We start from the raw sequence: 20168 nt of genomic DNA, 5'->3' as shown, positions 1-20168 counted from the left end.
TAGCTCGTCATGTCAAAACTTCGCGGTTGGTTCCGTCGTATCAGTGAGAGGAGAGCGCCGATGAAGTACTTACTGATTTTGCGGGGCGACGCCGCGCACCTACGACGGGACGAATTTGAACGGGCTGCGCGGGAGGCCGGCGAGCTGGTCGACGGCGAGGTGCTGGCCGATCCACAGCTGGGAGTGACGATTCCACCGGGCCCGGCTCGGGACATCGACGCGTACTACGTCATCGACGTGGAGACCTCGGACCGTGCGGTCGAACTCGCTCGGCTGTTGCCCGACGCGCGTACGGCGGGCCGCAGTGTTGAAATCCGCGCCGTCATGCGAGGTGCAGCCGCCGACTTCTAGGTTTTGTCGACGGTGAACCAGAGGTTGGTGGCGGTGGGGTTGTTGGTCACGCTGCGGCGGGTGAGGGGGACGGGGTGGCCGCCGGGGTGGGCGAAGAGGCGGGTGCCGTCGCCGAGCATGACGGGGGCGTAGAGGAGGAGGACCTCGTCGAGTTCGCCGGCTTCGATGCACTGCTTGGCGATGTTGGCTCCGATCACGTTGACGTACTTGTCGCCGGCTGCTTCCTTCGCCAGGTCGAGTGCCTGGGCGAACTGATCGACGTACGTGACTCCTGGCTCGGGGTTGCTCGGCGGGTGGTGGGTGACGACGAACATCGGGCCGTTCCAGCCGCCGCCGAACGCTTTCCCCTCGCCCTCGTCGCCCTTGTGCGGGTCGTCTCCGTCGTGCGATCGCCGCCCGATCAGCAACGATCCGATCTGGGGGATGAGCTCCGCGACCTCCGCGTTGGGCCCGAGATATGGCCGCATCCACTGCATGTCACCGCCCGGCCCGGTGATGAAACCGTCCACCGACATGGTCACCGAATACAGAACCTTCGCCATCACAACCTCCTCGCATCGTCTGGTCCCCACTAAGACGAACCTTCCACCCAAAACTCATCGCAGCCCGCTCTTCTGCTCGGGGTTGCTCGGCGGGTGGTGGTGACCTTGTGCACCGCTCGACCATCGCGCGGCGGCGTGTCGTGGTCGAACCGTGCTCATGCTGGGCACGACGCCGTGAAACAGCACCCCGGCGCTCCCCGGATATTGGGTGGTGCGAGGTGGGTAGGGAGTTGATGATGGGGGCATGTCTGCTGAGGCTGCTGCCGCTTTCTGATCGCGCCGTTTTCGTGTGATCACGCCCGTCCACTACGACGGGCCCTTCAGCGTGAAGCCTTCAGCCTTGGAGTTTTCTGATGCAGACCCTGCCCTCGCGGGCGTGGGTGGAGATCGCGTGTGACGAGTCCGGGTTCTCCGGGAGCAACCTCCTGGATCCCGACTCGCCCGTGATCACCCATGCCAGCGTGGATCTCGCCGTACCGGAAGCCACCGAACTGGTCGCCGTACTGCGAGCTCCGTTCCGCCGGCGCGCGTCCGCGGAGTACAAGTCGAACGTCTTGCTGCGGCCTGAGCAGCGCCCGGCACTCGTGTGGTTCCTGACTGCCCTCCGCGGCCGCGCCCACGTCCACGTCATCGACAAGACCTGGTACGTCGCCCGCCGCGTCGTCGATCTGCTCGTCGCCGAACCGTCGTACGGCGACGGCACCAGCCTGTCCGGCGCCGACAACGCCACCGCGCTCGCGATCTACCAGGCACCCAACCGGACCGAGTTCCTGGACGCGTTTCTCACGATGACGCGGACGAAGCGCCTCCGCTTGATCGACCATGCCGCCATCGACCGCTTCTTCGAGACGATGCCGTACGGCGTAGCCGACCTGGCTGAGGTGTCGCGGGAGCATATCGAGGACATCGTCGAGCGGTTGATCGACGACGACCCCTCCATCCCGCCGCCGCTCGAACCGATGCTGCCCGCGCTGGCCGAGACCGCGCTGTTCTGGAGTGCCGGGCGCAGGTCGGTTGCCGTCGTACACGATGAGCAGAGTGCGCTGACTCGGCACCGGCTGGCCCGCATGCGCACGTACCTGGCGGGAGCGGTGTTCCCGGCCCCGCCGCCGCTGCTCACCGTCACTCAGGTCGACTCCCGCCACGACCCGCGCGTCCAGGTCGCTGACCTCCTGGCCGGCATCGCGCGGCGCCTCGCCACGAACCCAGCCGATGCCCCCGACCTCGCCGACCTGCTGGCCCCGTATCTGTCCGAGCCCTACGCAGCCAGCAGGTGCTGAGTCAGCCGACGGGTTGGCGAGTGTAGCTGCGGGCGACGTCGATGCCGAGGATTTCGGGGCGGCCGGCCGGTTCGGGGCCGAGGACCTTGGCGAAGGCGGGGCCGAGGCGGTTGGCGAAGAACCGGTCGGCGTGTTCCTTCGACTTCCACAGCGTGACGACACGCAGGCCGTCGTCGGTCGTGCCGACGTACCTGGCCTCCAGGCCCTCCGGCTCCTCGGCGCCCAACTGCTCCATCACCTGGTCGAACTGCTCGATGGCCCCGAACGGCGGGGTGGCGACTGCGATCCACTGCATGATTCCTCCTCCGATCCTGTGCGGCCCGGATGGGCCACACCGATCACGCTAGGAGCCCGCGGCCCAGCTGGAATCCGCCAGATCACTCATCCGGGGTACTCATCTGCGGGTGGACCAGGCGGCAATCTGGCTGCGGGTGGCGAAGCCCAGCTTCGTGAGGATGTGCTGGACGTGGTTCTGGGCGGTGCGTTCGGAGATCACCAGCCGGGCTGCGATCTGCCGGTTGGTGAGTCCTTCGGCGACCAGGCCCGCGACCTCGAGCTCGCGCACGCTCAGCCCGTGTTCCGTGTCGCCGTTCAGCCGTCCCAGCAGTACGTCGATGCGTTCGGCGTACGCCGTCATGCCGAGTGACGCGATCAACTGCGCCGACTGGAGGGCGACTTGCCGCGCCTGTGCGCGGTCGCCGGCTCGATCGCGGGTGAACAGCGTCAAGGCCAGGTGATACTGCGACTCGGCAACAAATCCGGCCGCACCTGCGGTCGAAGCCTGCTCGACCGCCGTGGTCAGATCGTTGACCGCGGCATCCAATCGGCCGAGCGCCGCGCCGGCCCGGCCGATCGCCAACTCCACCGGCCCCATGTACGCGACCCCGTTGCCCACGGCATGCTCACCGCGAAACTCCTGCAACCGATCCAGCAGTACGACGAGATCGTCGTACCGACCGAGGCCGCAACACGCGAGCGTCGCGTACACGTACCCCGGGAGCACGAAGAACGCCGGCAACGACCAACTGTCGATCGGACCAGCTTGCCGGTACGACGTCTCCGCCCGCTCCGGAGAATTTGCACAGAGCAACAAGTGTGCGCGGGACAGCAGCGCCATCGTGACGAACCGTGGCGGCGGCTCGAATGATTGCGTAGCAAACGTTGCCATCTCCTCGCTGACACCGACATGGCCGGCGAGCGCGATCTGGAGTGCGAAGTAGGCGCCGGTCGCCGGTGCAGGCTCGACCGAGCGCATCCGGTCGAAGCCACGACGGGCCAGCGCCGCTGCGTCGGCGTACCGGCCGCGCGCCTGGGCGACACAGGCGGCGATGCGGTCGTGATGCCAGGCCGCGACCGGTCCGCCGAGCCGGTCCACCGCGGTGCGGAGGCGGGGGAGTTCCTCAGCCGCGGCGGATAGGCGACCGCTCTCGATCAGTGCGTCGATCCGCCAGATCTCGCCCCACATCTCGGCGCGCGGATTGTCCGTCCGCTTGGCCAGTTCGAGCATCTCCGCCGCGAGCTCCAACCGCTCGGTGCGACCAGCCGGGCCGGGGCAGGCCTCCTGCCGTGCCCGCAAGGCGTCGATCAGAGCGCGATCGTCCTTGCACTTCCGAGCCAGTGTGAGCGCCTCCGAACTCAGTGCGTCGAGGCGCCCCTGCTCGCCGTCGTAGAACGCGAGATGGCTGCGGAGGGCAAGGAGTCGCGCGCGCAGTCCGGCATCGATGCTCTGGGCAACCGCCTCCTCGCACAATCGGCTGGCGGTCGCGTTGATCGCCGGATCGGGCACCGCCTCGAGAACGAGTGCCGCCTCCGCCGCCTGCTCGGGAGTCTGCGCCGCGGCCGCCGCGTCGCCGGCCGCCGTACAGCATGCCTGCAAATCACCAGCGAGGTACGCGGCCTTGCCCAGAGCAATCAAGATCTCGCAGCGCTCGGATTCAGCCAGCGGCCGGGTCGTCAGTGCCTCGCGATACAGCCGAACGCCTTCCTCATAAGCAAGCCGACGTACGGCGTCCTCCGCCGCGCGCAGCAGCCACATTCGCGCGGTCGTCCCATCGCTGTACTGCGCGAGCACCGCGTGGTGGCTGGCGATCGCGGCGGGATGCTCGTCGAGCTCCTCCAGCGCTGCGGCCACAGCGCGGTGCAGCGCGATGCGATCGGTGGTCGACAACGAGGTCTCGACCGCGTCGCGGGCCAGTGCATGGACGAAGCGGAAGCCGGTGTCGACGCGCTCGACGAAGCCGCGGGTGATCGCTTCGTCCAGCAACGGAAGGCACTCGTCGGGGGATTGTTGCAGCGTCGCGGCAACTACCGGCAGCCGGAAATCCCGCCCGACGATCGCGGCGGCCTGCACGAGGCGGCGGCAGTCATCGGTGACCTGGTTCAGCCGGGCGGCGACGATCTCCAGTACCGAGCGTGGCGGGCGGTCCGGGCGCCAGGAGCCGTCGGCGATCGCGCGGGCGAGTTCGCGGACGAACAGCGGATTGCCGCCGGTGATCTCGTAGACGGTCGTCGCCAGACCGGTGTCGGTAGTTGCCGGTGACAACTGTTCGGCCACTTCGGCGAGATCGAGGGTGTGCAGGTCGAGGCGTTCGGCGATGGACAGTTCGCCCAGCTCGGCGGAGTCGCGGGCGGTCGCCAGGAGCAGGACCGGGAGATCCGGGAGTTGCTGTGCGAGATGGCGCAGAACCAGCACGGATGGTTCGTCGCCGCGGTGGATGTCGTCGATGATGACGACCAGGCCGCGGTCGCCGGCTGCTCGTCGTACCGCATCGGTGACTTCTTCGAAAAGCTTGAAGCGGTCGTCGCCGGAGAGGACCTGATCTGCGTCCAGGTCGAGAGTTCGTAGTACTTGCCGCCAGGGCCAGTAGGCCGGTGCACCTTCCGTTTCGGCGCATCGGCCCCAGGCGACGGCGGCTCCTTGGGCCAGCGCCAGCCCGGCGACCTCCTGGGCGAGTCGCGTCTTGCCGATGCCCGCCTCGCCCGTGCACAGGACAAGCCGCCCGCGTCCCGCGCGAGCCTCGTCCAGCCACCCCCGCAGCGCCAGTACTTCCCCCCGGCGCCCCACCATCGCCATGCGCCAAGCATCGCCTCCACCCGTCCGTAGCGGAAGCCCGCTCGCCGGGGAAGCCCCAAGCAGCTCAGCGGGGGTGCGCTGCGACGAAGTCTTCCCAGGTACGCGTGCCGACGGTTGCGCCGGTGACGGTCAGGTTTCCGCCGGAGCGGTACACCTTGCCCGCCTTGCCGGGCACCCGGATCGGCAGCGACAGCCGGCGCTTGCCGGTCGCCTCCAGGTAGTCGCGGGCGAGCTCACCCAGGCTGTACACCTTCGGCCCGACGATGTCAGGCACCAGACCAGCCGGCTCACCCAGCGCCAGCTCGACCAGCCGGTCCGCGACGTCGCGCGCATCCACCGGCTGCAGCCGCAGCCCGCCAGGCATCGGCAGCACCGGCAGCTTCGTCATCGCCGCGAGCGTGTTCCACGCGAAGTCATGGAACTGCGCCGCCCGCAGGACCGTCCACGGCACCGACGATCCCCGCACGGCCTCTTCCGCGCCGAGCTTGGCCTTGAAGTAGGTCAACGGCAACTGATCCACGGCCGTCACCGAGATGTGCACCAGATGCCGTACGCCGGCCCGCTCCGCCGCCTGCACCAGGTTCCGCGTACCGACGTCGTCCCCCTTCGGTCCACCCGCCAGATGTACGACGACCTCGACACCCTCGAGCGCGGCGTCGATCCCATCACCTTTCAGCAGATCGGCCGCGACGTACTCGACGCCGTCGCCACGGTCTGTCGCGCTCCGGCTCAGCACCCGTACCTTCCACCCAGCTGCCTGCACCAGAGGCACCACCTGCCGCCCCAGCGTCCCGGTACCACCAGTCACCAACATCGTGCCCACGAGATCCTCCGCTTGTCCGCGGACCCGCCTCCGGGGTCCTCGTCCTTGCGACGGATCTCGCCGCCCGGATGTGACAGATGTCGAGAGGCTGACCCCGGCTCCGACGTTGCGGGTGCAGACGCAGTACGGCGTACTGGAACAAACGCGGGAGGTTGTCATGAAGTACGTGATCCTGATCCACTCCAATCCGCAGCCGTGGGGGCACCCGACGGGGAACTACACCGCCGAGGGGCGGGCGCTGGCGGCGGATCAGCGCGAGCGGATGGAGAAGGAGTTCGAGGAGCTGCTGGGCGAGATGTCGGCCGCCGGCGAGTTCGTCGTAGCGGAGGCGCTGGACGCACCGGAGTCGGCGAGCGTCTACCGGTGGGGCGCGGGCGGTCCGGTGACGACCGACGGCCCGTACGCCGAGACGAAGGAGCAGCTGGCCGGGTTCTTCCTGATCGACTGCGAGACCCGCGAACGCGCCGAGGAACTGGCCACCCGCTTCGCCAGCCCCGGCGACGTCATCGAACTCCGCCCGGTGATGTGACGGTGTCCGACCGCATCCGCCTCAGCTCGCCGACACTGAACTGCCCCGACGCGGTCGCGCTGGCGACCTTCTACGCCGAGATCACCGGCGGACGGATCGTGTACGTCGATCCGGTCTGGGCGACGGTGGACGGACCGGGCGGGCGGATCGACTTCCAGTCCGATCCGGCCTACGTGCCGCCGACCTGGCCGGATCCGTCGACGCCGATCCAGATGCATCTCGACTTCTTCGTCGACGATCTGGCCGCCACGCAGGCGCGGGTCATCGCCGCCGGAGCGACGAGGTACGACCATCAGCCGAACGTCGACCATTGCCTGGTGTTCGCCGACCCGGCCGGGCATCCGTTCTGTCTGTCCACCTGGGACCTCCTTACACACTGACACCGTTGTCCCCGGGCGGGTGTGGCGGAGGTCAATGGCTCAGGGTGATGTACGACGTATCGCGGGGGCGAAAGCTCGCCTACCCTGGGGAAACTTACTGGGAGTCAGGAGGGCACAGAGTGACGACAGTCGTCCTGATGGGGCCGCCTGGGGCCGGCAAGGGCACCCATGCGGAACTGCTCGCCGGGAAGCTCGGCGTGCCGGTCGTCTCGACGGGGGACATCTTCCGGGCCCAGGTCGCGGCCGGGACCGAGCTCGGGCGGACCGCGCAGGGCTACCTGGACGCGGGTGAGTACGTGCCCGACGAGGTGACCAACGCGATGGTCTGCGACCGCCTGGCCGCGGACGATGCCCGCCCCGGGTTCCTCCTCGACGGGTATCCGCGCACGCTCGACCAAGCCGCCGTACTGGACAAGCTCCTGACCGACCAGGGCCGCGTTCTGGACGCGGCCGTCGTACTGCTGGTCGATCAGGAGGATTTGGTCCGGCGGCTGCTGCACCGGGCCAAGATCGAGCACCGGTCCGACGACACCGAGGACGTCATCCGGCGCCGCCTCCAGGTGTACGCCGACCAAACCGTCCCGCTGGTCAGCCTGTACGGCGAACGCGACCTGCTCCACGAAGTCGACGGCACTGGTGATGTCGCCGAAGTCCGCGAGCGAATCCTCGCCGTCGCCTGCGCGATCCAACCGTGAGTGTGCCCATTCACCGGGTTCTGCCAGGAAAGTCGAGGGGTCTTCACAGCGATCGTTTCTAGCGTCTTCTCTCGTACGGTGTCGGAGGGTGCGACGCTGACGCTCGTACTGCGGGTGCTGCAAATCGACGGCAAGACGTGCAGGCCGTTGCCGGGAGCAAGTGTCACACCCACGTGAAGATCCGTAGCACCGGGACCGACGGCAACCCCTACGAGTTCACCTCCCAGCTCTACTTCACCGAGGAGTTCAAGGCCGCCTACCTGGCGAAGGCGCCGTACGCCGCCAACCGGCACACCACCCATCGACGCGCCGACCGGGACACCTCCGACGGGCGCACCGACCGCAACGCCGACTGCCTGATCGGGCAAACCGGAATCCGGGCACCCCCGGGTTCCGGTTTTCTCATAGCCGTGTCAGCGCTCAGAGGTCTAATCTGGGTGACAGTGAGGTGACGCCGCGTATGGGGGCTTGCGGTGGTGCCTGGGGCGGACCAAGGGGGTTCCATCGTGGGGGAGTTGCGAGTTCAACTCGCCGAGGCCGGCGCGGATGCCGAGCGTCTCGACCAGCTGACCGGCTATCTCCGGCAGGAGTTGCTCCAGCTGGATGTCGAGGACGTCAAAGCGTTGCCGGCCGGCGAACCGCCGCCGGGAACGCGGGCGATCGATGCGCTCGCGATCGGCGGCCTGCTGGTCACGTTCACCGAGGGCGCGCAGAGCGTGCGCAAGGTGGTGGCCGCGATCAGGGCCTGGCTGGCGCGCGGCGGCGGCGGTGTCAAACGGACGGTCCGGCTGGAGCTCGAGGGCGACGTACTCGAACTGTCGGAGGTCAGTGCCAGCGAACAGACCAGGCTGATCGAGTTGTTCGTGAGCAGGCACGCCGGCTCCGGGGAGGGGTGATGGACGGCCGGCGCAGGGCTCTCATCGTCGCGAACGACGAGTACGACCACGAGGGCCTCCGGCACCTGAGGTCACCGGCCGCTGACGCCGAAGCGCTGGCGCGGGTGCTCGGCGACGGGCAGATCGGCGGCTTCGACGTGCAGACGGTTCGGAACGAGCCGTCGTACGTGATCCAGACGCACATCGAGGACCTGCTCGCGGAGAGCCGGCCGGACGACGTGCTGTTGCTGCACTTCTCCTGTCACGGGCTGAAGAGCGAGTCGGGCGAGCTCTACTTCGCGGCGCGCAACACCAGGCCGCACCGGCTGAGCTCGACGGCGATCTCGGCGGATTTCGTCCGCGGGTGCATGCAGGCCAGCCGGTCGCGGAGCGTCGTACTGCTGCTGGATTGCTGCTACGGCGGCGCTTTCGGCAAGGGGATGGCGGTTCGGTCGACCGGCGATGTGAACGTGCTGGACAGCTTCCCGGAGCGGACGGGCGGTGGTCGTGGGCGGGCGGTCATCACGGCCTCGAACTCGATCGAGTACGCCTTCGAAGGCGATCAGCTTGCCGACGACAACAGCCTGCGGCCGTCGGTGTTCACGACCGCGCTGGTCGAAGGGCTCGCGACGGGTGATGCCGACCGGGACGAAGACGGCTGGGTTTCGCTGAACGAGTTGTACGACTACGTCTTCGATCGCGTCCAGGCGCAGACGCCGCACCAGACTCCGAGCCGGACCGTGGAGATGCAGGGCGAGCTGTACGTCGCCCGGAGTCGCCGGCGGCGGATCAAGCCGCAGCCGATTCCCGCGGACCTGCAGGCGGCGATGACGGACTCCAGCATGTTCTCCCGCCTCGGTGCGGTGAGTGAACTGCGGAATCGGCTGCTCAGCGACAAGCTCGAGGCGGCCGTCGGGGCGTACGAGGCGCTGGTGGAGATCGCCCGGACGGACATCCAGTACGTCGCCGAGCCGGCTCAGGCTGCTCTTCGGGAAGCCGTGCTGCAGCCGAGCGAGACGGAACTGTCGTTCGGCTCGGTTTCGCAGGGTGCGGAGGCGCCGCATCGCGTCGTACGGCTGCTGGGGCCGCCGGTTGCGCACCTTTGCACGCCGCATGCCTCGGCGGCCTGGATCCACGTCCAGGAGACCGACGAGGGCTTCGACATCTCCGTCGACACCCGGGCGACCGCGTCCGGAACCGTTAACCTGAAGGGCCCCACGGGCGAGCTCGACCTCCCGGTGAACATCACGGTCGTCCCAGCCGACGAGGCTCTAGAGGCCGACGAGGCCCCGGAACCCGTTGTGGACGCAGCCCCGGAACCTGTGGCGGCGGCGTCCGCGACGCCGGAGCCGGCGGTGAACGTGACGCCGGAGCCGGTGGTGAACGCGGCGCCGGAGCCGTTGAAGGTTGCGGAGCCCGTGGTGGTGCAGGCGCCACCACAGCCACAGCCGGAGATTCGTCGCGCAGTGTATGTGCCGCCAGCCGCCGGAGCACCGCCGCCGGTCGAGCCGGTCGCTGCTCGCAGGTCGGCAGCCAGTGACACCCTCACAGTCCTCTGGGCTCTGATTCCTCTGCTGTCGTTCAGCCTTCTCGCCTTCGTGCCATTCGCGCATGCCGCCGGTCGACTGAAGAAGCCCTACCTCTGGCTCGTGGCGGCCGGGTATGCCGTCCTCACGGTGGTCGGGGGCGCGCTCACGAGCCAGGAGAACCCGGCCGGCGTGTTGCTGAACCTGCTGGTGATGTTCGGCGGCACCATCCACGCGTTCGCGCTCCGCCCGCAGGTCTTCGCGCCCGTCGCAGCGGCTCCAGTACGACGTACTGTTGCCGAGGACCACGACCGCTCCGTCGTGCCGCACTTCCGGGTCGTTGCCTTAGGCATCGCGGGGTCGGGGAAGACCGTCTACCTGTCCAGCATGTTCCACACCGTGAATGTGCCGACCGCCACCCGGTCGTACTTTCTCGAGACCGCCGCCGCGCAGCGGATCTATCTCAGCAAGGTGTTCGACGAGGTGAGCGACACCACCGAACCGTGGCCGGCCGGAACGCGAACGGGCGAGACCCGCGAGCTCGTCTTCGACTGTGTGTCGTTCGATCAAGGCACCAAGCACCAGGTCTTCAAGATCAGCTACCTCGACTACGCCGGTGAACTGCTGGAGTCGGAGCAGGCGGCAGGCTCGATCGCGCTCAGCGATCTGGAGGCACGGATCCGCAGCGCCCACGGGTTGCTGGGGATGCTGGACGGCTACCGTGTCCTCCAGTTCCTGCGTGGTGAGCCCGCGGGCCGGCGGTACTTCCGCAGCTCCATCCAGCCGATGACCGGAATCATGGCCGGAGCGACGTGCCCGATCCATTTCGTCCTGACCAAGTGGGACCTGATCCGCGGGTTCGGCGAGCCGGCCGGTGCCGACGACAACCTTCGGCTGAGCATTGTCCGCGACGCCCTGATGAACTCGGCGCAGCTGAAGGCGCTCGTCGAAACGCACAGCTGGGCCGACCGGATCATCCGGCTGATCCCGGTCAGCGCAGTCGGGCCGGACTTCGCCCAGATGGCCACCGACGGCCGGATCCTGAAGCTGCCCAACGGCGAAGTCCATCCGACCAACGTCGAGGTACCGCTCACCGCGATCCTTCCCGATCTCTTCCGGCAAGTGGAGCTGTCGCTGGATCCAGCCACCCGACGGCAGTTGGCGGCGGATGCCCGATCCCGGCAGGAGCCGCGGTTCTCGATGGCTGCGTTCCTCAACCTGCCCGCGGGTGCCGCGCTGCGGCAACGACTTCAGGAGGTCGTCGGAGGATCCGCCGGCCGGGAGGTCGCCGGCATGTTCCTCGACTGGATGGCCGGCGCGCGGGTTGACGAGATCCGGGCCGCAGGCAAGGAACGACGGGACGTACGGCGTCAGGACGCGACCGTGGAGGCGGCGCGTGCCCGGGTCCTCGGCGAGTTCGGCGCCGAGTTGGCACGGCTCGAGGAACGCCTGCCCGCATCCCGGCTCAGCGGAAGGTGACCGCGGTGTACGGCTGGACGTTCCTCGTCGCCCGCGGCCGGCGCCGGGGATACCAGTCGCTGCTCGTCCCGGACTTCCTTGCTGAGAGCAACGAGTACGGCGTACTGGATCAGGCGACCGGTGGTGAGCCGACGACCACGATCACCACGATCCACGGGTTGGCTGCCGGCGACGTCGTACTGGTGTATCGAACGGAGCGACTGACCGAAGACGTTCTCCCGGGGGAGCCGGTGACTGACGAGTTCGGCCGGCCGCTGGAGTTGCTGTACGGATTCGTGGTCCGGGGCGCTGGGGTCGGTGCGGTGGACGAGGCGGACTTCGCGCTGGCGAGGAACGAGGCGATCCGGACGTACCAGCGCTTTCTGGCCGACGAGTCGGGTTTCGAACGTCAGACCTCGAAAGCGTTCGTACTGCGCTCGGCGGGCGCGCCGCCGTCGCGCGTACCCTCTCAGCCTCCACCTGCCGACGTCGCGCCTCCCGTTGTTATACCGGCGAGCGCACCCGTCGCGCCTGCCACCGAACCAGCGTCGCCGGCTGTGCTGAGGAACGTCGCTCTGGTCGTGGTGCTGGTCCTCGCACTGTCGGCGACCACCTGGTATCTGCTGCTGCGTGGTGGCGGTGGGCCGGTGACCGACGTCGAGATCGGGAAGCTCGAGGCGAGCACGGTCGACTGCAGTCAGCCGATCACCCTGCAGGCCGTGATCACGACGGACGACAAGGCGACCGTCAGCTATCACTGGGAGTCGACGCTGACGACGGACTCCGAGCCCATCTCGGTCGAGTTCGCCGGCGCCGGTACGAAGACCGTCCGGGCCACGGTCCAGCCCACCGCTTCCTCCGGCGCGCCGGTCGCGTTCACCCAGACCCTTGTCGTCGACGAACCCAACTCAAAGGAGTCCTCCCGCGACTACACCCTCACCTGTCGTTGACGCTTGTTAGTTTTTTGACAGGTGTAAAGTATCGGCATGAGTGTCGGCGAGGTGAGCACCGACCGGCGGGTGCGGCGGTCACGATCCGCCCTGTGCCGAGCCGCTGTGGAGCTGGTGGGCGAGCGCGGTACGACGAACGTCGCCGTGTCGGAGCTGGCCGAAGCGGCAGACGTCAGCCGGCAGCTGATCTACCAGCAGTTCGGCGACCGCGACAGCCTCCTGCTGGAGGCGGCGGTCGACCTGGCCCGCCGCGACCTCGCGGAACCGAACAATCCCGATCGTGAGGTCGCTGCCAAGGGGATAGCGGCCGCGCTACAGCACTTCGCGCGGCACCGGGCCTTCTATCGCGCGATGCTGACCGGCCCGTGCGCCTACCGCCTGACGATCGCGTTGAGCGACCTGCTCAGCCCCTTCAATCGCGAGCTCGTACGGCGGATGCCGGGCGTGCGGGCCGACGTCGTGGACGATCTCACCATGTTCGTCACCGGCGGCTGGGCGGCGGTGATCAACGACTGGATCATCAACGGACCGGAACCCCTCGACGTGGAGGCGTTCGCGGCCCGGCTCATGAAGTTGCTGAGGGCAATCAACCCGGAGGTCTGATGAAGCTGGCCAGTCATCTCGTCGAGCGCATGTTGAGAATCGGCCCGCCGGCGACGCGCGATGTCGTCGTACAGCGGGATCTCCGGGTTCCGATGCCGGATGGTGTGGAGTTGCTTGCGGATCGGTGGGCGCCGCGGGCCGGCGGGGAATCGTTGCCGACGGCGTTGCTCCGGAGCCCGTACGGGCGGGCCGGGATGATCGCGACTATGATGGCGCGTCCGCTGGCCGAGCGTGGGTATCAGGTGCTGATCCAGAGCGTGCGCGGGACCTTCGGGTCGGGTGGGGTCTTCGACCCGCTGCGGAACGAGCGCGCGGACGGTCTCGCGACGGTCGAGTGGGTGGTGAAGCAGCCGTGGTTCGGCGACTCGATGGTGCTGATCGGGGCCAGCTATCTCGGCTATGTGCAGTGGGCGATCGCGGATCAGTTGCCGGCCGAGGTCAAGGCGATGATTCCGCAGGTGACGGAGTCGGCGCTGACGCTGGAGTTCCTTCGGAAGGACGGGTTCTCGCTGGAGACGCCGTTCGGCTGGGGCGTGCAGGTGGCGGGTCAGGAGCGGCGTGGTGCGATGCTGCGGATGCTCACCGGCGGTCGCCGTACGCGCCGGGCAATGGACACGCTGCCGCTCGGCGAGGCCGATATGGCGGCGATCGGGCAGCGCGACGACTACATCCAGAACATCCTGGCGTACGACGCCGAGCACTCGCACTGGGACGGGATCGATCACCGCGAGCGGGTCGCGGAGGTGACGGTGCCGGTCAGCTCGGTCGGCGGCTGGTACGACATCTTCCTGCCCGGTCAGCTGCGGGACTTCAAGATCCTGCAGGATGCCGGTCGCAAGCCGCGGCTGACCGTCGGCCCGTGGACGCATCTCACCATGGATGGCTCGATGATGCAGGAGGCGATCGACTTCGGCCTGGCACACGCACGAGGGGTCGAGCCGCCGGAGCGGGCGCCGGTTCGCCTGTACGTGATGGGCGAGGAGGCGTGGCGCGACTTCGACTCGTGGCCGCCGCCGGGCTACACGCCGCAGCGCTTCCACCTCGCCTCGGACGGCGGGCTCTCGACCAGCGCGCCCGCAGTCTCAGGAAGGAGCGAGTACCGCTACGACCCGGCTGACCCGACTCCTGCGGTCGGTGGCGTGCGGATGGTGCGCGGCTCCAGCGGCCGTGTCGACAACGCCGCCCTGGAGGCGCGTTCCGACGTACTGACCTTTACGACACCTCCGCTCGAGCAGGACGTCGAGGTGGTCGGGGAGATCAGCGCCGAGATCTGGTTCCAGTCGAGCCTCCCGTACGCCGACCTCTTCGTCCGCCTCTGCGACGTCGACCCCGACGGCCACTCCTACAACGTCTGCGACGGCCTAGTCAGCCTTACCAACGCCGACACCCTAGCCCCGGCCACAGTCACCCTCTGGCCAACCGCCCACCGCTTCAAATCCGGCCACCGCATCCGAATCCAACTCTCCAGCGGCGCCCACCCCCGCTACGCCCGCAACCCCGGCACCGGCGACCCTCGCCTCACCGCCACCACCCTCACCCCAGCAACCCAAACCATCCACCACGGCCCAAACCACCCATCGGCGGTGATCCTTCCGACCGGTTAGTTGCGCCAGACCGGGGCTACGGTTTTGCGGTAGGTGCGGCCGAAGAGGCCGTTGATGATGGTGAGGACGGGGCCGGGGACGGTGCTGGTGATGGCGGCTGATTCTTCTGGGCCGGCTCCGTCGAGGGCCCAGGCGAAGAAGGTGCCGCCCTGGGACGGGGAGACCTTCGCGAACTGGCGGCCCATCGCCTTCATCTCGGCGGAGTTCTGGTTCGCCAGGTAGACCGGCTCGATCTCGGCTTCCTCATGATCCATGTGCTGCACGGTCACCCGCTGGAGTTCTTGCATCGCCGCCAGCGCAGCCGCCGTGTCCTCGGTTCCCGCCGTACGGCGGAATTCGGCCATCGCACGGCGTACCTCGGCCAGCGCCGCCGCCATCGTGTCGTGCTCGGCGTCCATCTGAGTCAGCAGTTCGTGGCTCACCCCGACCGCTTCCAGCGCCGGCCAAGCGATCTCGTGCTCACCTTCGTGGTGGTTCGTCAGCTGCGCGTCGAAGTTGGCCCACGCCGTCGTCAACTGCGCAGCCCGCGGCTGATCCCCCGGCGAGAACCGCTGCAACGCGTCCACGAACCGCTGCAAGTCCCGCCGGAACGCCGCGTGAATCGCCTTGTTCATGCTCATCTCCGCCATGCCTCGGAGTGTAGGCTGAAGTGGCCTTGAAGAGGAGCGGACATGGCCGCAACTGTGGAGTTCACCGGCACGGTTCGCCGCTTCAACGAGGACAAACCCGGCGGCTTGGCCGTAGTCGACGTACCGGCTGAGTGTGTCGCGCAGCTAGGTGGACGCAAGCAGCGGCGGGTCAGCGGCACGCTCAACGGAGCGGAATTCGCCGGCAGCACCATGCTCGTCGCCGGCGGCGGCTTCTGCGTCGGAGTCAGCAAGGCTGCCTTGAAGTCCGCGGGCGCGGCGGTGGGCGACCACGTCCGGCTCGTCCTCGAGCCATAACAGGGAACATCCGCTCAGCTGCCTGGGTTGTCACCGGATATGCATGGTGAGTACAAGGTGCCGGGTGGGAAGTTGGTTGTCGCCGACTTGGAGGTCGTCGACGAGCATGTGCGGCGGGCTCAGATCAGCGGGGACTTCTTCCTCGAACCGGATGACGCGCTGGAGCGCATCAACGGTGCCCTGGCCGGTCTCCCGGTGGCGACGCCGGCGGCGCAGGTGGCTGCGCGGGTTCGCGCCGTACTGGGTGATGGCGTCGAGATGCTCGGGTTCTCGCCGGAAGCTGTCGCGGTCGCCGTACGACGTGCTCTGACGGGTGCGACTGGTTGGCGGGATCACCAGTGGGAGTTCGTGCACGACGTACCGCGGGAGCCTGCTCTGCAGATGGCGCTCGACGAGGTGCTGGCGGAGCAGGTCGGCTCCGGTGAGCGCGCGCCGACGCTCCGGATCTGGGAGTGGGCGTCCAACGCGGTGATCATCGGCAGCTTCCAGTCGCTGCGCAACGAGGTCGACCTGGCCGGAGCCGAGAAGCATGACGTCACCGTCGTACGGCGGATCAGCGGTGGCGGCGCCATGTTCGTTGAACCAGGCAACACCATCACGTACTCGCTCTACGTGCCCGAATCGCTGGTCTCCGGGCTGTCGTACGTCGAGTCGTACGCGTTCCTGGACGACTGGGTGATCGGCGCGCTCAACGAGCTCGGCATCGCGGCGACCTACCAGCCGATCAACGACATCACCTCACCGGCCGGGAAGATCGCCGGCGCGGCGCAGAAGCGGTTCGCGGGTGGTGCCGTACTGCATCACGTGACGATGGCCTACGACATGGACGCCGCGAAGATGCTGGAGGTGCTGCGGATCGGCCGCGAGAAGCTCTCCGACAAAGGCACCACCAGCGCCAACAAACGGGTCGATCCGCTGCGCAGCCAGACCGGCCTCGACCGCGCCGACGTGATCGACCGTCTCGTCGCTTCCTTCGCGAGTCGCTACGGCCTGACTCCCGGGGCGATCGACGCCGCAACCGTTTCCGTTGCCGAAGACCGCGTCGCCTCGAAGTTCGGCACCGAGGAGTGGCTCACCCGAGTCCCCTGAGCCTCGGCCGCGCCGGTCAGGCGAGATCGGGAATCGGTACGGCGGTTCCGCTCACGCGGACTCGGGTGTCGTCGGGGCGCAGCTCGACCTGGATCTCGCTCGGGCGGCCCATGTCCTGGCCTTGGTACAGCGTGAGCACCGCCGGAGGCTGGACCAGGCCGAGTTCGCGCAAGTAGGCGCCGAACGCGGCCGCGGCGGCACCTGTCGCCGGATCCTCGACCACGCCGCCGACCGGGAACGGATCCCGCACATGGAAGGTGTGAGCGGACTCCCGCCACACCAGCTGCACCGTCGTAAGATCCCGCTCCAGCATGTAGCCGAGCAGCCGATCGAAGTCGTACTCCAGCTCCGCAAGTCGTTGCCGTGTCGACGCACTCAGCACCAGATGCCGCGCCCCGCCGTACGCGATGTACGGCGGCAACGCGGGATCGAGCTCGTCCGCGCGCCAGCCGAGAATGTCCAACGCCTCAGCGACGTCGCTGACCGCTTCGACGTACGGCTCGACACTGGTCAACGTGGCCCGCAGTCCATCCGCCGATTTCTCAACGCTGACCGGGACGGGACCGCTTGCCGTCGAGAAGGTCATCGAGCCCGGCCCGTTCCGCTCCGCCAATGCGACCGCGGTCGCAACCGTCGCGTGTCCGCAGAACGGCACCTCGGCCTTCGGGGAGAAGTAGCGAATCGTTTCGTCGCCGGTGAGGAACGCCGTCTCGGAGTAGCCGACCTCGGCCGCGATCGCCTGCATGGCATCGTCATCCAGCCCGCGCGCATCGAGTACGACTCCAGCGGGGTTGCCGCCAGCCGGATCAGTGGTGAAGGCCGTGTATCGCAGTACTTGCGTCATCCGAGCATTATCGACGCTGCAGACGAACGTGGGTGGCGGCGGGGGAGCTGACCATCTCGGTCACCTGGTAGTTGCGCATCGCCTCGGTGACGTTGTCGAACAGCCGCTCACCGGCGCCCGCGAGCAGCGGGGCCACGACGATGTTGAGCTCGTCGATCAGGCCGGCGCGCAGGTACTGCTGAATGGTTGCCGCCCCACCCGCGATGATGACGTCCTGCCCACCGGCCGCCTCGAGCGCTCGCTCCAGAACCGCCTCGACCGGTTCGTCGGTGAAGTGGAACGTCGTACCGCCCTCCATCGCGAACGCCTCCCGCGGGTGATGCGTGTGGACGAAAACGTCATGGTGGTACGGCGGGTTGTCGCCCCACCAGCCCTTCCAGGAGTCGTCCCGCCACGGACCACGCACCGGGCCGAACATGTTCCGGCCCATGATCGTCGCCCCGATGCCCTCCTCCCAGGCGCCGACCCGCCCGGCGTCGATCCCGCCCTTGCCGTTCGCCTTGTCCTCCATCGCCGCGAACATCCAGTCGTGCAGCCCGTCCACCCCGTCCCCGAACGGCGCCTCCAGTCGCTGGCCGACGCCGGCGCCGAACCCGTCGACGGTGACGGTGAAGTTGTGCACTCGAACTCTGGGCATGACTACCTCCATGAAGTCTGGGGCCGTTGCCCGGCCCTCACCGCTTGGTCGGAGTCGCCTTGCCCACTTTGACACTTTCTGTCGGTGGCGGTGCGTAGTCTCCTGATGACGCTCTTGAGAGGAGATTGGCGTGTACGACGGAGCGGTGATTCTGGAGAGCCTTCGAGTCGGGACTGAGCTGGGGGAGATCCCCTTGGTGGTGCGGAAGCTCAGCCGCTACGCCATGAGTACTGCGTCAGCCGATCAGCCAAAGGTCTGGTCCGTCCTGGAGTTCGGCGTGGACGACTCGCGTGCCGAGGACTTGGCGAAGACACTGTCGGAGGCGCTCGACGCACCAGGCTGGTACGCCGATTTCCACAACGACGACGAGATCTTCGTCGTGTTCCCGGGCCGGGTGTTCCGCTATGCCCGCGGCGACTCCGGTGCCCGCGCTGAAGCCCAGGAATTCGGCCGCACGTTGAAGATCCCAGAACCCCAACTGGACTGGACGTTCTAGCGTAGGGCTGTGGAGCTCGGTTACGTCATCTTGTACGTCGAGGACCTCGACGCCTCCATCGCGTTCTACCGGGACGTAGTGGGGTTGCCGTACAAGTTCACCGATGCCGGGTACGCCGAGTTCGGCACGGACGGCACGAAGTTCGCGTTGTACGAGCGGCGGCGGGCCGAGTGGCTGACCGGGCGGGCGGTGGCGCCTGGGCCGGCTGCGGAGATCGTCCTCGTGGTGGACGACGTGGACGCTTGTGCCGCGCGCCTCTCGTCTGCGGGGGTTGCTGTGCTCAGCGGGCCCGCCGATCGGCCGTGGGGGCATCGGACGTTGCACATTGCCGATCCCGACGGCTTCGTGGTCGAGTTCGCGCAGGAGATCCCGCGGGCGCGATCGCGTCGTACCTGATCACACACAAGCTCCTGCGCTGCCCAGGGCGCAGAGGAGGAGTGGGAGCGAGCGGTCGAGCTCGCGCACCCAGTACGGCCAGGTGTGGGTGCCTGGTCCGTAGAAGTCGGTCGTCAGATTGACGCCTGCCTGCTGGAGTTGCGCGGCGGTCTGTTTGTTCATCTCGTAGAGGACGGCTTCGAGGTCGTCCTTACTGCCTTGCTGGTCGAAGGGTCCGCCACGGCCGTTGCCGCTGGACAGGAAGACCGGGATGGTCAGCAGCCGGTTCGCGAGGTAGTAGGGGTCGTGTGCTTCCCAGATGTCGCGTTGTTCGACCGGGTCTCCCCACATGGCCAGCGGCTCCTCGCCGTACTCGTGGAGGAGCCACAGCAGCCCACGGGGGAAGCCGTCGTACAAGGGATGTACGACGCCGGAGTAGCTGGCTGCGGCGTGGAACATGCCTGGGTTGTGAGCGGCGTACAGGAGTGCGCCCAGACCGCCCATCGACAGTCCGGCGATCACTCGGTCGTCTCCCGCGCCATAGTGCTGCTCGAGCAACTCGCGGAGCTCGGTCAGGTGGTACGTCTCCCACGCCGGCCCGCTATTCCGCCAGTCGCTGTACCAGCCGACCGGTCCGCCGTCTGGCATCACTACGAGTACGTCGCGGAGTTCGGCCAGCTTCGCGACGTCGGTCGAACGCGTCCAACTGGCGTAGTCGTCGCAACAGCCGTGCAAGAGGTAGAGCACAGGCCAGCGCTTTCGCTGGTCCCAGCCGTCCGGGGTGAGGAGTCGCACCTTGGACGTCCTACCGAGAGCACGCGACTCCACCGTGAGGTCCACCAGCCGCGGGCCGACCTGTTCCTCGGCCACGACGCGCGCACCGTTGCTGCTGGCCGGGGCCTCCTCCGGCCGTACGCTCACCGCAGCGGCCGGCACTGCACAGATCGCCGCGAGCACCAACGACACCCACACCGAACGACGGCCCATGACGCCCACCCCCACGCACACGGGATACCGGCGCCAGCCGATCCGCCCGCGGGACCGCTCCCCGCACCGGCGCAGATGCGATCCACGCTAGTACGCGGTCTCCGCGG

The 20168-nt window shown here is 68.1% G+C and carries 23 protein-coding genes; 15 read left to right on the top strand and 8 right to left on the bottom strand.

Features of this window, described 5'->3' with window-relative positions; translation table 11 throughout:
• Positions 1 to 60: 60 nt before the first annotated feature.
• The gene (locus EV646_RS14070; RefSeq protein WP_132148444.1) at positions 61 to 351 is read left to right on the top strand and encodes a YciI family protein; all 291 of its coding nucleotides are present in this window, start codon (positions 61 to 63) and stop codon (positions 349 to 351) included.
• Here the strand turns inward: EV646_RS14070 and EV646_RS14065 are convergent.
• Positions 348 to 893, bottom strand: coding sequence for a dihydrofolate reductase family protein (locus tag EV646_RS14065; protein WP_132148442.1), 546 nt, complete (start codon positions 891 to 893; stop codon positions 348 to 350). The two genes, EV646_RS14070 and EV646_RS14065, sit on opposite strands and share 4 nt — an antisense overlap.
• 353 nt (positions 894 to 1246) lie before the next feature.
• Here EV646_RS14065 and EV646_RS14060 point away from each other — a divergent pair, with 353 nt between their 5' ends.
• A complete protein-coding gene (locus tag EV646_RS14060; RefSeq protein ID WP_132148440.1) occupies positions 1247 to 2173 on the top strand; it encodes a DUF3800 domain-containing protein in 927 nt (308 codons plus the stop codon).
• 1 nt (position 2174) lies between these two features.
• Here EV646_RS14060 and EV646_RS14055 read toward each other — a convergent pair whose 3' ends face one another.
• From EV646_RS14055 to EV646_RS14045, 3 genes are all read right to left on the bottom strand, one after another.
• The gene (locus EV646_RS14055) at positions 2175 to 2468 is read right to left on the bottom strand and encodes a hypothetical protein (protein WP_132148438.1); all 294 of its coding nucleotides are present in this window, start codon (positions 2466 to 2468) and stop codon (positions 2175 to 2177) included.
• Positions 2469 to 2567: 99 nt separating this feature from the next.
• Positions 2568 to 5246, bottom strand: coding sequence for an ATP-binding protein (locus tag EV646_RS14050; RefSeq protein ID WP_241995920.1), 2679 nt, complete (start codon positions 5244 to 5246; stop codon positions 2568 to 2570).
• Between the two features lie 64 nt (positions 5247 to 5310).
• The gene (locus tag EV646_RS14045; RefSeq protein ID WP_132148932.1) at positions 5311 to 6060 is read right to left on the bottom strand and encodes an SDR family oxidoreductase; all 750 of its coding nucleotides are present in this window, start codon (positions 6058 to 6060) and stop codon (positions 5311 to 5313) included.
• Between the two features lie 79 nt (positions 6061 to 6139).
• Here EV646_RS14045 and EV646_RS14040 point away from each other — a divergent pair, with 79 nt between their 5' ends.
• From EV646_RS14040 to EV646_RS14000, 9 genes are all read left to right on the top strand, one after another.
• Entirely contained in the window at positions 6140 to 6598 is a 459-nt protein-coding gene (locus EV646_RS14040) for a YciI family protein (protein WP_241995918.1), read from the top strand.
• A gap of 2 nt (positions 6599 to 6600) precedes the next feature.
• Complete coding sequence (locus EV646_RS14035; RefSeq protein ID WP_132148436.1) at positions 6601 to 6978, top strand: VOC family protein; 378 nt, start codon at positions 6601 to 6603, stop codon at positions 6976 to 6978.
• 119 nt (positions 6979 to 7097) lie between these two features.
• Positions 7098 to 7673: an adenylate kinase gene (locus EV646_RS14030; protein ID WP_277875109.1), complete on the top strand. Its 576-nt coding sequence runs from the start codon at positions 7098 to 7100 to the stop codon at positions 7671 to 7673.
• A gap of 173 nt (positions 7674 to 7846) precedes the next feature.
• The gene (locus EV646_RS39295; protein WP_199236968.1) at positions 7847 to 8125 is read left to right on the top strand and encodes a hypothetical protein; all 279 of its coding nucleotides are present in this window, start codon (positions 7847 to 7849) and stop codon (positions 8123 to 8125) included.
• A 54-nt stretch (positions 8126 to 8179) separates the two neighbouring features.
• Entirely contained in the window at positions 8180 to 8569 is a 390-nt protein-coding gene (locus tag EV646_RS14020) for a hypothetical protein (protein WP_199236967.1), read from the top strand.
• Entirely contained in the window at positions 8569 to 11553 is a 2985-nt protein-coding gene (locus EV646_RS39290; RefSeq protein ID WP_199236966.1) for a caspase family protein, read from the top strand. The genes EV646_RS14020 and EV646_RS39290 overlap by 1 nt, the downstream gene beginning before the upstream one ends.
• A 5-nt stretch (positions 11554 to 11558) precedes the next feature.
• A complete protein-coding gene (locus tag EV646_RS14010; RefSeq protein ID WP_132148432.1) occupies positions 11559 to 12482 on the top strand; it encodes a hypothetical protein in 924 nt (307 codons plus the stop codon).
• Positions 12483 to 12518: 36 nt separating this feature from the next.
• Positions 12519 to 13085 (top strand): TetR/AcrR family transcriptional regulator, encoded by a 567-nt coding sequence (locus EV646_RS14005; RefSeq protein WP_132148430.1) that lies wholly within the window; start codon positions 12519 to 12521, stop codon positions 13083 to 13085.
• Positions 13085 to 14689, top strand: a complete 1605-nt coding sequence (locus EV646_RS14000; RefSeq protein WP_132148428.1) for a CocE/NonD family hydrolase — start codon at positions 13085 to 13087, stop codon at positions 14687 to 14689. The genes EV646_RS14005 and EV646_RS14000 overlap by 1 nt, the downstream gene beginning before the upstream one ends.
• Here EV646_RS14000 and EV646_RS13995 read toward each other — a convergent pair.
• Positions 14686 to 15318, bottom strand: a complete 633-nt coding sequence (locus tag EV646_RS13995) for a hemerythrin domain-containing protein (protein WP_132148426.1) — start codon at positions 15316 to 15318, stop codon at positions 14686 to 14688. The two genes, EV646_RS14000 and EV646_RS13995, sit on opposite strands and share 4 nt — an antisense overlap.
• 42 nt (positions 15319 to 15360) lie before the next feature.
• On the opposite strand from EV646_RS13995, the gene EV646_RS13990 reads away from it, so the two are divergent.
• Positions 15361 to 15633 carry a DUF1905 domain-containing protein gene (locus EV646_RS13990; RefSeq protein WP_132148424.1) on the top strand — a complete coding sequence of 91 codons (273 nt, stop codon included), beginning with the start codon at positions 15361 to 15363 and terminating at the stop codon, positions 15631 to 15633.
• A gap of 39 nt (positions 15634 to 15672) precedes the next feature.
• A complete protein-coding gene (locus EV646_RS13985; RefSeq protein ID WP_132148422.1) occupies positions 15673 to 16722 on the top strand; it encodes a lipoate-protein ligase LplAB in 1050 nt (349 codons plus the stop codon).
• Between the two features lie 16 nt (positions 16723 to 16738).
• Here EV646_RS13985 and EV646_RS13980 read toward each other — a convergent pair whose 3' ends face one another.
• Entirely contained in the window at positions 16739 to 17566 is an 828-nt protein-coding gene (locus EV646_RS13980; protein ID WP_132148420.1) for a PhzF family phenazine biosynthesis protein, read from the bottom strand.
• 7 nt (positions 17567 to 17573) lie between these two features.
• On the bottom strand, positions 17574 to 18203 hold the full coding sequence (locus tag EV646_RS13975; RefSeq protein WP_132148418.1) for a dihydrofolate reductase family protein: 630 nt from the start codon (positions 18201 to 18203) through the stop codon (positions 17574 to 17576).
• A gap of 130 nt (positions 18204 to 18333) precedes the next feature.
• Here EV646_RS13975 and EV646_RS13970 point away from each other — a divergent pair, with 130 nt between their 5' ends.
• Positions 18334 to 18699 (top strand): hypothetical protein, encoded by a 366-nt coding sequence (locus EV646_RS13970; RefSeq protein WP_132148416.1) that lies wholly within the window; start codon positions 18334 to 18336, stop codon positions 18697 to 18699.
• A gap of 9 nt (positions 18700 to 18708) precedes the next feature.
• Entirely contained in the window at positions 18709 to 19095 is a 387-nt protein-coding gene (locus tag EV646_RS13965) for a VOC family protein (RefSeq protein WP_132148414.1), read from the top strand.
• On the opposite strand, the gene EV646_RS13960 is transcribed toward EV646_RS13965, so the two are convergent.
• On the bottom strand, positions 19096 to 20061 hold the full coding sequence (locus EV646_RS13960; protein ID WP_132148412.1) for an alpha/beta hydrolase: 966 nt from the start codon (positions 20059 to 20061) through the stop codon (positions 19096 to 19098).
• Between the last annotated feature and the right edge of the window lie 107 nt (positions 20062 to 20168).

Source organism: Kribbella antiqua, assembly GCF_004345665.1.
Taxonomy (GTDB): Bacteria; Actinomycetota; Actinomycetes; order Propionibacteriales; family Kribbellaceae; genus Kribbella; species Kribbella antiqua.
The sequence above is the reverse complement of the archived record's forward strand: the minus strand, read 5'-3'. Positions and strand labels throughout refer to the sequence as shown.

What these genes read in the sequence shown, in the direction of transcription:
- EV646_RS14070 (WP_132148444.1), top strand. Translation starts at nt 61, where the DNA reads ATGAAGTACTTACTGATTTTGCGGGGCGACGCCGCGCACCTACGACGG.
- EV646_RS14065 (WP_132148442.1), bottom strand. Translation starts at nt 893, where the DNA reads ATGGCGAAGGTTCTGTATTCGGTGACCATGTCGGTGGACGGTTTCATC.
- EV646_RS14060 (WP_132148440.1), top strand. Translation starts at nt 1,247, where the DNA reads ATGCAGACCCTGCCCTCGCGGGCGTGGGTGGAGATCGCGTGTGACGAG.
- EV646_RS14055 (WP_132148438.1), bottom strand. Translation starts at nt 2,468, where the DNA reads ATGCAGTGGATCGCAGTCGCCACCCCGCCGTTCGGGGCCATCGAGCAG.
- EV646_RS14050 (WP_241995920.1), bottom strand. Translation starts at nt 5,246, where the DNA reads ATGGCGATGGTGGGGCGCCGGGGGGAAGTACTGGCGCTGCGGGGGTGG.
- EV646_RS14045 (WP_132148932.1), bottom strand. Translation starts at nt 6,060, where the DNA reads ATGTTGGTGACTGGTGGTACCGGGACGCTGGGGCGGCAGGTGGTGCCT.
- EV646_RS39290 (WP_199236966.1), top strand. Translation starts at nt 8,569, where the DNA reads ATGGACGGCCGGCGCAGGGCTCTCATCGTCGCGAACGACGAGTACGAC.
- EV646_RS14005 (WP_132148430.1), top strand. Translation starts at nt 12,519, where the DNA reads ATGAGTGTCGGCGAGGTGAGCACCGACCGGCGGGTGCGGCGGTCACGA.
- EV646_RS14000 (WP_132148428.1), top strand. Translation starts at nt 13,085, where the DNA reads ATGAAGCTGGCCAGTCATCTCGTCGAGCGCATGTTGAGAATCGGCCCG.
- EV646_RS13995 (WP_132148426.1), bottom strand. Translation starts at nt 15,318, where the DNA reads ATGGCGGAGATGAGCATGAACAAGGCGATTCACGCGGCGTTCCGGCGG.
- EV646_RS13990 (WP_132148424.1), top strand. Translation starts at nt 15,361, where the DNA reads ATGGCCGCAACTGTGGAGTTCACCGGCACGGTTCGCCGCTTCAACGAG.
- EV646_RS13985 (WP_132148422.1), top strand. Translation starts at nt 15,673, where the DNA reads ATGCATGGTGAGTACAAGGTGCCGGGTGGGAAGTTGGTTGTCGCCGAC.
- EV646_RS13980 (WP_132148420.1), bottom strand. Translation starts at nt 17,566, where the DNA reads ATGACGCAAGTACTGCGATACACGGCCTTCACCACTGATCCGGCTGGC.
- EV646_RS13975 (WP_132148418.1), bottom strand. Translation starts at nt 18,203, where the DNA reads ATGCCCAGAGTTCGAGTGCACAACTTCACCGTCACCGTCGACGGGTTC.
- EV646_RS13960 (WP_132148412.1), bottom strand. Translation starts at nt 20,061, where the DNA reads ATGGGCCGTCGTTCGGTGTGGGTGTCGTTGGTGCTCGCGGCGATCTGT.